Raw genomic sequence first — 13,495 nt, forward strand, 5'->3', positions numbered from 1 at the left:
ATGGAAGAGGCGTCACCACTTCTCGAATTGCGGGACCTAAAGACCCATTTCAAAACGGATGACGGCATTGTTCGTGCCGTTGACGGAGTGAGCTACTCCCTGATGCCGGGGGAATCCCTCGGCGTCGTAGGTGAGTCTGGCTCGGGAAAATCGGTCACTCAGATCTCTGTTCTTGGCTTGATTCCTAAACCACAAGGCATCGTGACCGGAGAGATTCTCTTCAAAGGAGAGAACCTTCTTAAGCGAACCGACGCAGAACTGCGTGCCATCCGGGGCAACCAAATCTCGATGATTTGGCAAGACCCTATGACCAGCTTGAATCCCTTTCTCAAGGTCAGCCGACAGCTGACCGAGCCCCTGCAAATCCATCAAGGGTTGAACAAAGCGGACGCTCGAGCCAAGGCGATCAAGATGCTCGAGAAGGTTGGAATCCCGGGGCCAGCTGAGCGATTCGACCAATATCCGCACCAGTTTTCTGGCGGAATGCGACAGCGCGTCATGATTGCGATGGCGCTGCTCTGTGAGCCACAGCTCTTGATTGCCGACGAACCCACGACCGCACTTGACGTGACCATCCAGGCTCAGATTCTCGAGCTGATGAAAGGGCTTCGTGAAGATTTTGGCACCGGCATGATTCTGATTACGCACGACCTCGGCGTGGTGGCCGGAATGGCAGACCGCATCGTGGTGATGTACGCGGGCAGGGTTGTTGAGGAGGCTCAGTCGAAGGACCTCTTTGAGCGTCCGGCACATCCGTACACCGTGGGTTTGCTAAAGAGCGTGCCTCGACTCGACCGAGGTAGGGCCGATAAGCTGATTCCGATCGAAGGAAGGCCACCCGACGTCTCAAAACCCATTGCAGGGTGCGCGTTCGCGGCGAGATGCCCGTGGGCCGAGGACCGTTGTACCAAGAGCTGGCCAGAGGCCGTTGAGATTGGGCCTCGACGCCGTGTTCACTGTTTTCGCGCCCACGAGGTCTACGGGGCAGAGCTCGGCACCCATGCTACCGCTTCAAAGGTAGAAGAGATCGAAGCAAGAGTTAGAAAAGGCGAGAAGCTTGAGAGTAGGGGAGAGCCGAATGAGTGAAGTATTGCTCGAAATCGAAAACCTCCGGATGCATTTCCCCATGTACAAGGGCGCTTTGATTCGCAAAGAAGTCAATCGCGTCCGCGCTGTAGATGGCCTCAACTTCAAGATCATGAAAGGCGAGACCCTCGGGCTCGTCGGTGAGTCTGGGTGTGGTAAGTCCACGACCGGGCGCGCGATCATTCAGCTCTACCGACCCACTGAAGGCAGCGTGAAGCTTCGTGGAAAAGATCTGACGAAGCTTAGTCACTCCGAGCTGCATCCGTTGCGCCGCGACCTCCAGATGATCTTCCAAGACCCGTATAGCTCGCTGAACCCGCGAATGACTGTCGGAGATATCATCGCCGAGCCAATCAAAGTTCACCAACTTGAGTCCGGGGAAGCGATTTATCGACGCGTGCAAGAGTTGATGGAGATCGTCGGCCTCGATCCGAGGTTCGTCCGGCGATATCCTCACGAGTTCTCTGGTGGACAACGTCAACGTATCGGCATTGCACGTGCGTTGGCCAGCAAACCAAGCTTCATCGTCTGTGACGAGCCCATCAGCGCCCTTGACGTGTCGATTCAGGCACAGGTCATCAACCTTTTGGAAGACCTCCAAAATGAGTTTGGATTGACCTACCTCTTCATCGCACATGACCTCGCCGCCGTAAGGCAGATTTCAACCCGCATCGCGGTGATGTATCTGGGCAAAATGGTGGAGCTTACGAGCGGAGAAGAACTCTATCGGCGACCCATGCACCCCTACACGCAGGCGCTTATCTCCGCCGTTCCAATCCCCGATCCCGAGGTGGAGCGCGACCGAGAGCGGATTGTGTTGACTGGCGATGTTCCGAGCCCGCTCAAGCCTCCCTCCGGATGTGTTTTCCACACACGCTGCCCGTTTGCCTTCGAGAAGTGCAAAAAGGATGTTCCGGAGTTTAAGGAAGCTGAGGAAGGACACTTCGTGGCCTGTCATCTTGTGGACGACCCTGAGCGTCGGAAGACCGCTCCGAACGTGACATCACCTGAGGCCGCAAAAGCAGCGGTTCATGCGATGGACAAAGCGTTTGGACCAAGCTTGCCGGAAAGCTCCAAATAGATTCGCGTAAGGTCCTTTCCGCCTTCTCGGTCGAGGTCCGACATCGGCGAGTCAAGGACCACCGCCCCACCTCTCAACATCACCACTCTCGAACATACCTTCTCGAGCATCTCGAGAATATGACTCGAAAGCAGGACCGCTCCGCCTTGCTCACAATGCACCTTCAGAGCTTCTCGAATTCTCCACGTGGACTCGGGATCGAGCCCGACGAACGACTCATCGAGGACCAAGAGGGGAGGGGCCCCAATCATGGCTCCCACAATCGCGATTTTTCGCGCCATACCGCCTGAGTATTCTTTGATGACGCGGTGACGAGCCTCCAGAAGGTCTCCTAGGCCGAGTAAGCGCTCGATCTCGGAATCAAGCTTGGCGGCTTCCACGCCTCTCAAGCTTCCGAGATATCGAAGATACTCTTCACCCGTTAAATAGCCGTGGAGGTCCAATTCCTGGGGCACAAAACCCACTTTTTTTCGAGCTCCCACGGTATCGTCGGCGACATTGATTCCGCTTACGGAAATCTGCCCCGCGCTCGGAATCAAGCGCCCCATGATGCAGTTCATCAACGTGGATTTACCGGCACCGTTTGGTCCGATTAACGCAACAAAATCGCCTGCTTGAATCTCAAGCGAAACATCATCAACGGCCTTTGTCAGTCGGAATGACTTACTCAGTCCTTTTATCTCAACTACGTTCATCATTTCCTCATCATAGTCGCACGGGTCTGAGGGGCTTTCGGGGAACTAAGAGCGGCAGGATGGCTGCTCCTGACAAACCCAATACCAACGAAACCAGGGGTGAGAATGTGGCGGCCAGAGTCCAGAGTACGGCCGTGTAAATGGGTAGGAAACCCACGACTCGCTCGGCCCTTGAAAAACGCTCAGCCAAGATTTGCACAGCCGCCATAAACACAGGCCCCAGAAGCCCAGTCGTCACAACCAAAGCCTCTCTCTCCGTGGAGAGCGAAAAGATAAACGCCGCACCCACAAAAGCCGGCACGTATCTCACCCAGAGAGCCCCGATCGCGGCAAATCTCGCGAAAACTTCGGCCTCATAAAAGACGGGGAGGTTTCTAGAATGGTGCGGACCCACAACTTCCGCAAACGCGAACCTCCAGGGGTTTCCGAGCGCGAAAATCACCGTGGGAGCAGCCACGAACACCCATGTGGGAAGCGGAGCCCAAAGAAAATCAACGGCCAGTACAAGGCTGAACCCGGTCGTCATCATCGAACGCCCCAAGACGCCAAGACGCCAGGTCTGAATCCAAAGCCTTCGGTAGGTAAGTCGAGCCCATTCGGGCACGTACTTTTCCATAAACTGGGCTTCAAACTCCGACTTCTGATGTTCAGCATGAAGACTGACAGCGGATGAATCCGCTTCGTTGAACCAAGCGCTGACAAGGTAGTAGCGCTTATGACACTCTTTCCATGCGAGTAGGAGCCCCAGCACGGAGAGGGTTCCCACCACCGAAATTCCAAGCTGAAACGCCCTTGTGAGCTTTTGCGCGACCAACACATCGCCGAGGGCGAGTTGGAGCAAGAGAAGGGCGACAAGGGAGACGGCCAGGGCTGCTCCCGGGGCATAGATGAAACCCGCCCCCGACGAGCCGTAAGCATCTCCGGGTAGTCGCACGCCATCGGGGGAGCCAAACTGCGACCCGAGCCACATCAAGGTTCCAAAGGTCAGCCAAGACGAAAAGAGCGCGCCCAGGACCACCAGTGTGACCGTAAGTCCCCCCAGCATCAGGTTGACTCCGAAGATGGGCCAGAAGATTGCGGATGCGCACAAGCCGAGGATCAAACTCTCCGAAGAGATCACGATCAGCCGCTCCAAAAAGATCTCACTTCCGCTGAAGGGCAGGGCGCGCAGTGCACGGATATCATCTCGCCGAAAGAGAGCCTCCATGACTCGAAATGAGATGGCGGAGCTCAAGAGGGCGGCGATCCAAAACGCCACTTCAAGTGCGACTCTGCCTTCGGATTTCGCGTCACGCAGCCCTGGTGCCCACGTGTCGACAGGCACGGCCAAAAAACTCTCCTGAAAGTGAACGCCTGTGGCTACAAGCAGGCTCACAATCACGAGCCCCCCGAGCAGCTTGAACACCGAGATGCCTGCACCGTTGATGTCGATGCTTCTCTTGAGTTGAATGCGCTTGAGAGAGAGTAAAATTCGGAGAGACATTAGAAAACGATTCCGGCTTCGGTAGTGACGACCCCAATGCGAGACGCTCGATACCCGGTTTGCTCCAGCTGACTCATGACGGCATCCACATTGGCAGCTGGTACCGCGAGGATCATGCCGATCCCCATATTGAAAATGTTCATGCACTCTTCACGCGAAAGCCCCGCTTTTTTGACGATGAACTCGATCACCGCGGGAACTTCCCACGTCTGGTCGATGCGCGCGCCAAATCCCTCGGGTAGGGCGCGTGGCAGGTTCTCTTCGATACCGCCCCCCGTGATATGAGCCGCAGAATGAATCAATCCACCGATAGCGCGAATGGCGCGCGAATAGATAACGGTGGGCTCAAGCAGCGCCTCTCCAAGGGTTCCCTCACCGAAGGGTTGGGAAAGTGAGAGTTGATGTTCGGCGATTATCTTTCGGATAAGGCTGTAGCCGTTGCTGTGAAAGCCGCTCGACGCGAGCCCGATCAGGACGTCTGATTCCTTCACTCGCTCGGGCCCCAGCATCATTGAGCGCTCAACCACACCCACACAAAAGCCAGCGACATCGTAATCGCCGTCGGCGTAAAAGCCCGGCATCTCGGCGGTCTCGCCGCCCACAAGCGCGCAACCCGCTTCAACACAACCCTTTGAAATGCCGCTTACGATGGACTCAGCCTGCGACGGGTCAAGGCACCCAGTCGCGAGATAATCTAGAAAAAAAAGCGGCTCGGCGCCGGTCACCACAATGTCGTTGACGCACATGGCCACGCAATCGATGCCGATCGTGTCATTCTTGCCCATCTCAATGGCGAGTTTGAGCTTGGTACCCACCCCATCGGTCCCTGAGACCAGAACAGGGTCATTGAGCTGCACGCCCGCGTCTTTCAAAGAGAAGAGTGCCCCGAAGCCACCGATTCCCGAGAGCACTCCAGAGCGGTGTGTATCGTGGACAAGTTTTCGATATCGTCCTACGGTTTCCTGCGCTGCGCCGAGGCTCACGCCCGCTTCTTCATATGAGGCTGCTCGAGTTTTGGACTTGTCGCTCATTTGGCACTCCTTTCAGCCCCATCTCTCTAACAAAGGCATCGAGATGTCGCGACCAAAATCATCTTCTCCCTCACTCGCCAACGGCGGCGTGTGGTGGCCTCAACGCCGCGACATGGTGCCTCCACAAGACCTGAAGGTAGATGTCGTCATTCCAGCGCTCAATGAAGAAAAGAGTATCGGTTTGGTCCTCGACGCTATCCCAAAGGGCTGGGTTAGACGCGTCATCGTCGTGGACAACGGAAGCACGGATGAGACGGCTCAGAAGGCGAAGGATGCTGGCGCCGAGGTCATCTTTGAAAGTCGAAAGGGATATGGTTCGGCCTGCCTCGCTGGCCTTGCATTCGCGCGCCTCAATCCCCCAGATATCGTCGTCTTCTTAGACGCGGACTTCAGCGATAATCCCGCCGAGCTACCAAGACTCATCGAACCTATCCTGGTCCGCGATGCGGAGATGGTGATCGGCTCGAGAACCATCGGACCCAGACAACGGGGGGCGCTCCTTCCACAAGCGGTCATGGGCAACAAGCTCGCGTGTACTCTGGTGGAGTTTCTATTCGACTACCATTTTTCGGATCTCGGCCCGTTTCGTGCCATCACCTGGGAAGCCTTAGAACGAATGAGCATGCGCGATCCCGACTTCGGCTGGACCGTAGAAATGCAGGTTAAGGCAGCCCGCCTCAAGATCCCATCGGTCGAGGTGCCAGTCAGCTACAAGAAGAGGGTAGGGACCTCAAAAATTACCGGCACCGTCAAAGGCACGGTGCTCGCCGGATACAAGATCCTTTATACGATTTTCGCGCACGCTGTGGACGACGAATGAAAGAAGTCGTGGTTTTTGCAAAAGCGCCCGTACCGGGAAAGGTTAAAACTCGCCTCGCTGCGACGGTCGGTCCTGATACCGCCGCTAAAGGGCACCGAGCATTTATCTCAGACCTTCTCACAATGCTCGGTGGTTTGGACGCCAAGACTGTGCTTGCGGTTGGGTCGAAGGCTGACCTTGACCACGACGCATTTCAAAACCTGGGAGACGTAGAGATCGTGGTGCAGCCAGAAGGTGATCTTGGAGAGAGACTCTCGGAGATCACTCGATTGAGATTTGACGGCGGTGCTTCCAGAGTGCTCCTGATTGGTACCGATAGCCCGACCCTCGGTCGACTCCAGATTGAAAATGCGTTCGACGCACTCCAAACGCACGAGGTAGCCCTCGGTCCAACTTTCGATGGTGGCTACTATCTATTGGGGTTGAAGAAATTCAACGAGCATCTTTTTAAGGGCATTCCGTGGTCGACTTCGGAGGTGGCGAATGCCACTCTCGATGCCCTCATCAACCAAGAATTGAGTGTTCAAATTCTTGAGTATTGGTACGATGTGGATACAAATGAAGACTTAAGATTTCTTAGGTTTCAACTTAAGGCGTTTCTGTGCGATGATTCTCGCACGGAGCCTTTACCTCAGGCCACAATCGCGTGGCTTAATGAGCTTGATCAAAGGCATTAGTTTTTCTGAGCGAGGTGTGCATTGGCGACGAAAGGCAAGGATTCAGAAAAGGGCGTTACTTCTTGTGCGGCCGGTACTGTTCTCTTTAAAGAGGGTGAAACAGGCACGAAGATGTACGTCATAAAGTCTGGGCGCATTCGGATGTCCAAACGCGTTTTCGATACCGACGTTACAGTGGAAGAGCTTGGTGCCGGTGATTTTTGCGGCGAGATTGCGCTGCTGAACGAACAACCTCGGCCGACCACCGCTACGGTATTGGCGGACGCCACGGTGATTCAAGTTGACGCCGCACAGTTCGAAAACATGATTCGAAGCAATTCGGACATCGCTGTCAGAATGCTCAAGAAGATGTCTCAGCGACTTATTCAGTCACAGTTTCGGCTCTCAAACTTTGCGCTCAGGACCACAAAAGGCCGACTTCTCCACCAGCTTCGCGCTGAATCTAGCGTCGCTGGAGGAAAGCCCTCTCCAATTCCAGACAACCTTGTGGATGTTCTGGGACTGGAACTTGGCGAGATCAAGGTCCTGCTTTCCGAGTTCGTCAAAGACGACCTCATCAGCATCGATAAGCGCGGGTTCTTCACCATTACCGACCCTGTGGCGTTCGATCGGTATCTGAAATATCTCGAACTCAACGACCACTTCGAATTCAGAAATTAGGTTCAAAGTAATGGCCGACCCTTGGCGTGCGTTTTCAACTCGCCTCTTCGACCAGAACCTCTTTGCCGTCAAATTGGGCCTCCAAAACATGCGACTGGCGCTCGACTTGGAAGGTTCTCCAGACAAGGCGCAAGCTGCAATCGTGGTGGGTGGAACCAACGGAAAGGGTTCGGTTTCTGCACTTCTCTCCAATATTTTGGAGGCCCATGGGCTTAAGTGCGGACTCTACACCAGTCCCCACCTCATCGAAGTCCGTGAACGCTTCAGAATCAATGGTGCGCCGGTATCTCGTGAACAAACCATGCGGGTGGGAAAGCAATTGCTGCAAAAGTACGGCCGGCCCGACGCGACGCCCTGTCTGACGTTTTTTGAACTCACCACATTGATGGCAGCCAAGATCTTTGAAGAAGAGAAGGTGGATGTCGCGATCTGGGAGGTTGGACTTGGCGGAAGACTAGATGCGGTAAACACCATCGAGCCAGCTCTTACCGTGATTACGACGATTGGACTCGACCATCAGGAATACCTCGGAAACACAATCCCGCTGATATCGCTCGAGAAGGCTGCACTCGCCCGCAAGGGCATACCGACGCTGATTGGCAGACAGGACCACGAGGACGCGCGACAGACGCTCCTTGAAGCCATTCCGGACGCCATAGAAGTGCCATGGGTCGAAGACGAAGCAGATTTTAGACAACGCCATATCTCAACCGCCACGCTCGCTGCGCAAACCTATTTGGGCGACCGGTTTGATGCCGAAAAAGCTCAGAGTGCGGTGTTACGAACGCGATGGCGTGGCAGACTAGAATCCTTGGAAATCAACGGAGCCACCTGGCTCATCGATGGGGCACACAATATTGACGGTGCTCGCCATTTTGCCGCTTTCATGCGGCACTACGAGCCAGATACCTTCTTGATTGGTGCGATGAAGGACAAGGACCTCGAAGGCGTCTTTGGATGGCTGAAGAGGCCGCCTTTCGAGTCAATCCCCATCGTCAGCGCCACGCTGAAGACACAACGCAGCGCTCAAAGCGACCAGATAAGGTCCACACTCGACCGAGCCATACACTTCGAGTCTTTGGAAGAAGCCCTCGAAGAGATTCGAGAGAACGGCTTCGGAAAGATTGCGGCGTTCGGGTCGCTCTACCTTGTCGGTGAGCTATTGATGGAATTGGGTTTGAGTTCGGAAGACCTGACGACATGGAAGGACTAACTAGGGTGTGCCAACCACCTCGATCCCGAGATTTCGACACGTAAAGAGAAAGACCTCAAGTTCCGCCTCACCAAAATGTTCGGGGGGAAGCGCCTGAGAAATCTCCGTCCAGCTCAAAGTACCTTGCTCGATCCCTTGGCGCAGGAGTTCACGCTTTCGGCCGTGAAAGTCATCATCATCTGGCATTTCAAAGGTCTCGTCGGGTTGCATCATAAGCTCCAATCTCGCCCTTTGGATGCTTCGTGGCGCCCGTGGATTCAAGTAGTGCCAAAAAGCGCAAGAACAAAAAAGCCACCCAGGTTGGCTGGGTGGCTTTAGGATTGGGGAAAGTCAGATCTTAGAATCCGGTTCTGTTTCCGCTGAAGGTACCGTCAGTCTCAATGATCGTGTCTTGAGAGATACGGATCTTCACGTCCCACTCACAGAGCATCGAGTCGGTTCCGAGACCGTCAATGTATGGAAGTGGCTTGCCGATCCAAGCTCCGGTGTACGCCTCTGGCTCGACGAGCTTACATGGCGTGCCAGTTGGCGTAGCGAGAAGGAAATTGTCTTCGCCAGAGATCGTGAGGTTTTCCGTCAGGAATTCACGAATTCCATCGGACGCCGATTCAAGCAGACTTTCGCAAAGGTTACGTGCAATCGTTTCAACGCTGCTGCCGATGTTATCGACCATAAAGTCCGCAAACCCCTGACATCCAGTTGTTCCACCTGGAAGCACCAACAAGAGGAGTTCGTTCAACGCCGCCTCCAATGAGGTCACAGTCGGTCCAAAGATCGAAGGAAGTACCACTTGTTCGATGATTCCCAAAATGAGTACACCGTAGTTCAGTGCCAGTGTGTGCTCATTGATAATCAAACCAAAGCCGGTTTCACCCTCACCAGTAAGCGGAACCACAGTTCCTGTGAAAGAGCCCTCCACAACGGACGAGGTTGCACCGAGGTCAGTCGCGCTGAATGTTCTCTCGCGACAAGCAGCTGGAGCCGAGGATGCACAATCACCTGTCCAATAGACAATGATATCCTCCCAAACCTGCTTACCAGGGCGGTTGCCGTCTTGGTCAGCATTCAAGAGGCCAACCACTGTGTTGGTTTCCGTGTCCAGTGTTGGATCAGGCTCACGCTCAATCCGAATGATGCCGTTCACCCTGAACTCTTGGAGTGACTCGTAGATATCAGCGGTAATGTCGATTCCACCCTTCACCCAATCTGGCGCGTTGTTTTCGATCCATGTTGCAAAGAATTCGTTGAGCGCGTCTCTCCCAAGGTTCTGAATCAAACTGTTGCCCAAGAAGGATTCAATTGCTCCTTTGAGAGTTCCGAGGATGCCGTCATCTGGTAGGAAGTCTACGATCAACCCGATGATTCCAGTGTCTCCACTGCCTTCTCCCAAGATAAAGCTCGCCGGGTCTGTAGCGAGACGGCCGATGAGATCGATGGCCAAGCAGACTCCGCTTGGAAGCACACCAGCGTAGCCGCCATTCGGCTGCGGATCACAAATGGCGTCCGTGATGCTGAAGGTGTGGGTCACATCAAAGGATCCTTTCAAACGCGGAAGATGGTCCTCAAGTCGAACGATGACGTTGACCGAGTTGCCGTTCTCGATTGGAGGATTGGAATCTGTGCAACCAAAAGCGAGTTCTACTTCGCCGTCATCTCGAGACATCGCTTGAGCTGCCACGTTGAAAGATTGTCCGTTGCTCAAGCCTGGGAAGACCACGAGAGGCAAGGTTCCGTCTACGCTGGCAACACCATTCGCGGTGTACTCGGCAGTCAACACAGGATTGGTGGAAGCGTCGTCATCTCTTTCTCGTGCGATATCCTCTCGGATTGCGTCGCAGCTATCTTCAGCCTTGTACAAGAAGACTTTGATATCTCTAAGGGATGCCGTTCCAGCGTGCTCGAAAGTCACCGAGTAACTAGCTGAGTCTTTAGGCTGTACACCGGCGACAAACTTAATTGGAGCAACTGACGTATCGCCAGGAAGTGACACAATCACTTCAGCCGCACCTGTGGCTTGTCCAGCTCGAATCTCGACTTGAGCAACACCGTCGGAATTCGTCTGCGCAGAGGCGGCGTTAAGTGAGGTGCCTACCGCCAGACCGACACTGAGTTCATAACGAACAGCCGCGCCAACAACGGGTGCACCGTTGCCATCAATGACGCGAACCTGAAGCGGGGCAGAGGAGTTGAAGGTCACGTCGACCTGACAGTTTACCTGTCCTGCACACTGGCCCGTGTGTTGAAGTTTCGACCCCATGGGAATCGGAACATCCACACCCGGAGGTGTGGTCATGTTATTGGGAGATGTGCCGACGGTATCGTCACCACAGGCGGCTCCGAAGAGCAGCAAACTTGCGACTAATGCGCTTGAAAGGCGAGAAATTGACATCCTAACTCCTACCCATTTGTGTCTTTGGGTAAATCCAAATCTTTTTACCGTTACGAATTTGACCTTAATAAGCTACACCGAGGCGGCATCTCGGGTCAAGGTTTCCCCCCTTTCTTGACACCCCTTTGCTCCGTGTTAGCATCGGCTTCGAATTGGTTCCCAACTCTAAGACTCATCGTAGGAAACGACATGCGGCATGCCGCGACACCTTTCATCCTCGGTTCACTGCTTTTCGGCACCTCGATATTCAGTGGTTGTGCGACGACTCAACCGACCCAGGAAGACCCAAGACTGGTTGCGCTCGAGGCTCGGTTGCACGAGGCAGAGCGCCAGAATGGGCGCCTTTCGGTTCGAATCGAAGAGCTCGAAGACCAAATGTTTTTGGTCAACGACCGCGTCGAAGCCAATCGTCTGGCACTTCAACGCCGTGGGATGATGCGTGGAACCTTCGAACAAGACGTGGCAAATGCGCCGTCAAGAACGCCTGAAACATCGTACCGTGATGGGCGCTATGAGGCTCCGCCACAAAAAGAAACACGCAATACCGTGAGAATTCCGCTTTCGGGTTACGATCCGTATCAGGACCCTAACAGCCCGATCTATGGCGAGGGGCCTTCCAATCAGGAACAAGTCCTAGCGAACACTCGCGTGACCCAGGAAGAGGAAGAGGTCATCATCAACGATGATACCCTTCGCGCCTTCGCTGGTTCTGACCATGTCGAATCGCGTCCTTCAACGACGGGTTCTGCTCGCCAAGCCCAGCCGCCCGTGACTTCTGAGCGCCTTCCCACATCGTCGGGAACCACGGCCACCAATCTGGAGAAGCCGGTTACACAGGCTCAGAAGAGCGCGACGAAAGATGCTTTGACGCTATACAAGGAGTCGCTGAGCCACTACCGAAGCGGGCAGTATCAAGCGGCTTATGAGGGGTTTGAGGCTTTCTTAGCGCGCAGCCCCAGCCAAGATTACGTCGACAATGCTTTGTATTGGCTCGGTGAGTGCCAGTTCGGCTTGGAAAACTTCGAGGGAGCGGTTGGATATTTTCAGCGATTGCTGCGAGAAACCCCCGACGGAAACAAAGTTCCTGACGCAATGTTGAAAATGTCACTCGCCTATGAACGGCAGGGCAGGGTAGACTCTGCAAAAGAGACACTTGAAAAACTTGTGAACCAGTATCCGACCACACAGGCCGGACAACTTGGTGCCCAAAAACTCGGACAATAAGTCCGTTTGGATAGTTACTGGAGTTTGTGAATGCTTAAACGTCGTTTCATTACCAGTGCCGCAACCCTCGCACTGACTGGGATTTTCGCGGCCGACGCATCGGCGCAGACCGTCCACTACAGCGGTCGCACACCCGACTACCACGTCGTACGCAGTGGCGACACGCTTTGGGACCTTTCGGGTTCGTACTATGGCGACCAATACAATTGGCCACGCCTCTGGAGCTATAACGCGCACGTCACGAACCCACACTGGATCTATCCGGGAGATATCGTCTATTTGAAGACGCCATCGACGGGTGGAGACACAGGTTCTGGAGATCCTCAAGTTCTGGCTCAAACACAACAAGACGGTCAGATGGTGCTGCCCGTCGCGGGATTCGTCTCTGCGGACCGCATTGAGTACGCTGGACGTATCATCGCTTCACCCAAAGAAGCCAACATGCTTTCTCCTCTAGACAAAGTCTGGGTGGGGTTCGGAGAAGAGTCCTATACCGAAGAAGAGCGTGAAGATATGGATGAGGAGGACCGTCGCAAGATGGCTGCGGCTCAACCTAATGTCGGAGAGCTCTACGCGGTGGTCCGAGAAGTTGGCGAAGTCAAAACCGACGAAGATGATGATGAGGCTGTCGCAGGCTACAAATACCTTGTTTTGGGAACGTTACGAATCGACGAGGTGAGCGACAAGTATCATGACACGGCCGTTGTGATGCAGACCTGGCGAGAGATTGAGCGAGGGGATTATTTGATTCCTTACGAGCGTCAGGTCAAGAACGTCCAGCCCACTGCGTCCGATCGAGATGGGGTTGCGAAAATTGTTGATAGTGTGGATGCGCTCTTTGATTTTGGTGAACACCATTACGTTTGGGTCAATAAGGGCGCCGATGACGGGATTCGAACTGGAAACCGCATGTTTGTTTACCAACGATTTGAAGGTTTGGATTCCCCAGGTGAAGAGGCTGATTCCAAAATCCCATGGCAAAGGGTGGGCCAACTCATGGTCCTCGATGTTCGAAAGAACTACAGCCTCGCTGTGATTACCGACTCAAGTCGAGAAATCAATATTGGTGACCGTTTGGAAATGTATCAGGGCTTCTGAGCTTCCTCACATCTCTCTAGAACTATAAAGCCGGCCAT

13 protein-coding genes are annotated in these 13,495 nt (G+C 54.4%); 8 read left to right on the forward strand and 5 right to left on the reverse strand.

Going from position 1 to position 13,495, the window contains the following annotated elements:
* Positions 1-1,086, forward strand: coding sequence for an ABC transporter ATP-binding protein (locus FRD01_RS02170; protein WP_146957219.1), 1,086 nt, complete (start codon positions 1-3; stop codon positions 1,084-1,086).
* Positions 1,079-2,167, forward strand: a complete 1,089-nt coding sequence (locus FRD01_RS02175) for an ABC transporter ATP-binding protein (RefSeq protein WP_146957221.1) — start codon at positions 1,079-1,081, stop codon at positions 2,165-2,167. Before FRD01_RS02170 ends, FRD01_RS02175 begins: the two co-directional genes overlap by 8 nt.
* Here the strand turns inward: FRD01_RS02175 and FRD01_RS02180 are convergent.
* The 3 genes from FRD01_RS02180 to purM are packed head-to-tail and all read right to left on the reverse strand — an operon-like array spanning position 2,116 to position 5,376.
* Positions 2,116-2,865 (reverse strand): ABC transporter ATP-binding protein, encoded by a 750-nt coding sequence (locus FRD01_RS02180; protein WP_146957224.1) that lies wholly within the window; start codon positions 2,863-2,865, stop codon positions 2,116-2,118. The two genes, FRD01_RS02175 and FRD01_RS02180, sit on opposite strands and share 52 nt — an antisense overlap.
* Positions 2,866-2,872: 7 nt before the next feature.
* On the reverse strand, positions 2,873-4,345 hold the full coding sequence (locus FRD01_RS02185) for a hypothetical protein (RefSeq protein WP_146957226.1): 1,473 nt from the start codon (positions 4,343-4,345) through the stop codon (positions 2,873-2,875).
* Entirely contained in the window at positions 4,345-5,376 is a 1,032-nt protein-coding gene (gene purM, locus FRD01_RS02190; protein WP_146957228.1) for a phosphoribosylformylglycinamidine cyclo-ligase, read from the reverse strand. Before purM ends, FRD01_RS02185 begins: the two co-directional genes overlap by 1 nt.
* Before the next feature lie 43 nt (positions 5,377-5,419).
* Here purM and FRD01_RS02195 point away from each other — a divergent pair, with 43 nt between their 5' ends.
* Genes FRD01_RS02195 through FRD01_RS02210 form a run of 4 tightly spaced genes read left to right on the forward strand, consistent with a single transcriptional unit; the run spans position 5,420 to position 8,746 of the window.
* Positions 5,420-6,196: a glycosyltransferase family 2 protein gene (locus FRD01_RS02195; protein ID WP_249755932.1), complete on the forward strand. Its 777-nt coding sequence runs from the start codon at positions 5,420-5,422 to the stop codon at positions 6,194-6,196.
* Positions 6,193-6,873 (forward strand): TIGR04282 family arsenosugar biosynthesis glycosyltransferase, encoded by a 681-nt coding sequence (locus tag FRD01_RS02200; RefSeq protein WP_146957230.1) that lies wholly within the window; start codon positions 6,193-6,195, stop codon positions 6,871-6,873. The genes FRD01_RS02195 and FRD01_RS02200 overlap by 4 nt, the downstream gene beginning before the upstream one ends.
* A 21-nt stretch (positions 6,874-6,894) precedes the next feature.
* Positions 6,895-7,533, forward strand: a complete 639-nt coding sequence (locus tag FRD01_RS02205; protein ID WP_146957232.1) for a Crp/Fnr family transcriptional regulator — start codon at positions 6,895-6,897, stop codon at positions 7,531-7,533.
* Positions 7,534-7,543: 10 nt separating this feature from the next.
* Positions 7,544-8,746, forward strand: a complete 1,203-nt coding sequence (locus FRD01_RS02210) for a bifunctional folylpolyglutamate synthase/dihydrofolate synthase (RefSeq protein WP_146957234.1) — start codon at positions 7,544-7,546, stop codon at positions 8,744-8,746.
* Here the strand turns inward: FRD01_RS02210 and FRD01_RS02215 are convergent, their stop codons facing one another.
* Positions 8,747-8,959, reverse strand: a complete 213-nt coding sequence (locus FRD01_RS02215) for an RNA polymerase sigma factor region1.1 domain-containing protein (RefSeq protein ID WP_146957236.1) — start codon at positions 8,957-8,959, stop codon at positions 8,747-8,749. It lies immediately after the preceding gene.
* A gap of 124 nt (positions 8,960-9,083) precedes the next feature.
* Positions 9,084-11,135 (reverse strand): Ig-like domain-containing protein, encoded by a 2,052-nt coding sequence (locus FRD01_RS02220; protein WP_146957237.1) that lies wholly within the window; start codon positions 11,133-11,135, stop codon positions 9,084-9,086.
* A gap of 189 nt (positions 11,136-11,324) precedes the next feature.
* Between FRD01_RS02220 and ybgF the strand changes: the two genes are divergently transcribed.
* Positions 11,325-12,359, forward strand: coding sequence for a tol-pal system protein YbgF (ybgF, locus tag FRD01_RS02225; RefSeq protein ID WP_146957239.1), 1,035 nt, complete (start codon positions 11,325-11,327; stop codon positions 12,357-12,359).
* Positions 12,360-12,389: 30 nt separating this feature from the next.
* A complete protein-coding gene (locus FRD01_RS02230) occupies positions 12,390-13,457 on the forward strand; it encodes a LysM peptidoglycan-binding domain-containing protein (RefSeq protein WP_146957241.1) in 1,068 nt (355 codons plus the stop codon).
* The last annotated feature ends 38 nt before the right edge of the window (positions 13,458-13,495 follow it).

Source organism: Microvenator marinus (assembly GCF_007993755.1).
Classification (GTDB): domain Bacteria; phylum Myxococcota_A; class Bradymonadia; order Bradymonadales; family Bradymonadaceae; genus Allomicrovenator; species Allomicrovenator marinus.

Excerpts from the sequence above, each read along its gene's own strand:
- FRD01_RS02170 (WP_146957219.1), top strand. The coding sequence starts at position 1 with ATGGAAGAGGCGTCACCACTTCTCGAATTGCGGGACCTAAAGACCCAT.
- FRD01_RS02175 (WP_146957221.1), top strand. The coding sequence starts at position 1,079 with ATGAGTGAAGTATTGCTCGAAATCGAAAACCTCCGGATGCATTTCCCC.
- FRD01_RS02180 (WP_146957224.1), bottom strand. The coding sequence starts at position 2,865 with ATGATGAACGTAGTTGAGATAAAAGGACTGAGTAAGTCATTCCGACTG.
- FRD01_RS02185 (WP_146957226.1), bottom strand. The coding sequence starts at position 4,345 with ATGTCTCTCCGAATTTTACTCTCTCTCAAGCGCATTCAACTCAAGAGA.
- purM (WP_146957228.1), bottom strand. The coding sequence starts at position 5,376 with ATGAGCGACAAGTCCAAAACTCGAGCAGCCTCATATGAAGAAGCGGGC.
- FRD01_RS02195 (WP_249755932.1), top strand. The coding sequence starts at position 5,420 with ATGTCGCGACCAAAATCATCTTCTCCCTCACTCGCCAACGGCGGCGTG.
- FRD01_RS02200 (WP_146957230.1), top strand. The coding sequence starts at position 6,193 with ATGAAAGAAGTCGTGGTTTTTGCAAAAGCGCCCGTACCGGGAAAGGTT.
- FRD01_RS02210 (WP_146957234.1), top strand. The coding sequence starts at position 7,544 with ATGGCCGACCCTTGGCGTGCGTTTTCAACTCGCCTCTTCGACCAGAAC.
- FRD01_RS02215 (WP_146957236.1), bottom strand. The coding sequence starts at position 8,959 with ATGATGCAACCCGACGAGACCTTTGAAATGCCAGATGATGATGACTTT.
- FRD01_RS02220 (WP_146957237.1), bottom strand. The coding sequence starts at position 11,135 with ATGTCAATTTCTCGCCTTTCAAGCGCATTAGTCGCAAGTTTGCTGCTC.
- ybgF (WP_146957239.1), top strand. The coding sequence starts at position 11,325 with ATGCGGCATGCCGCGACACCTTTCATCCTCGGTTCACTGCTTTTCGGC.
- FRD01_RS02230 (WP_146957241.1), top strand. The coding sequence starts at position 12,390 with ATGCTTAAACGTCGTTTCATTACCAGTGCCGCAACCCTCGCACTGACT.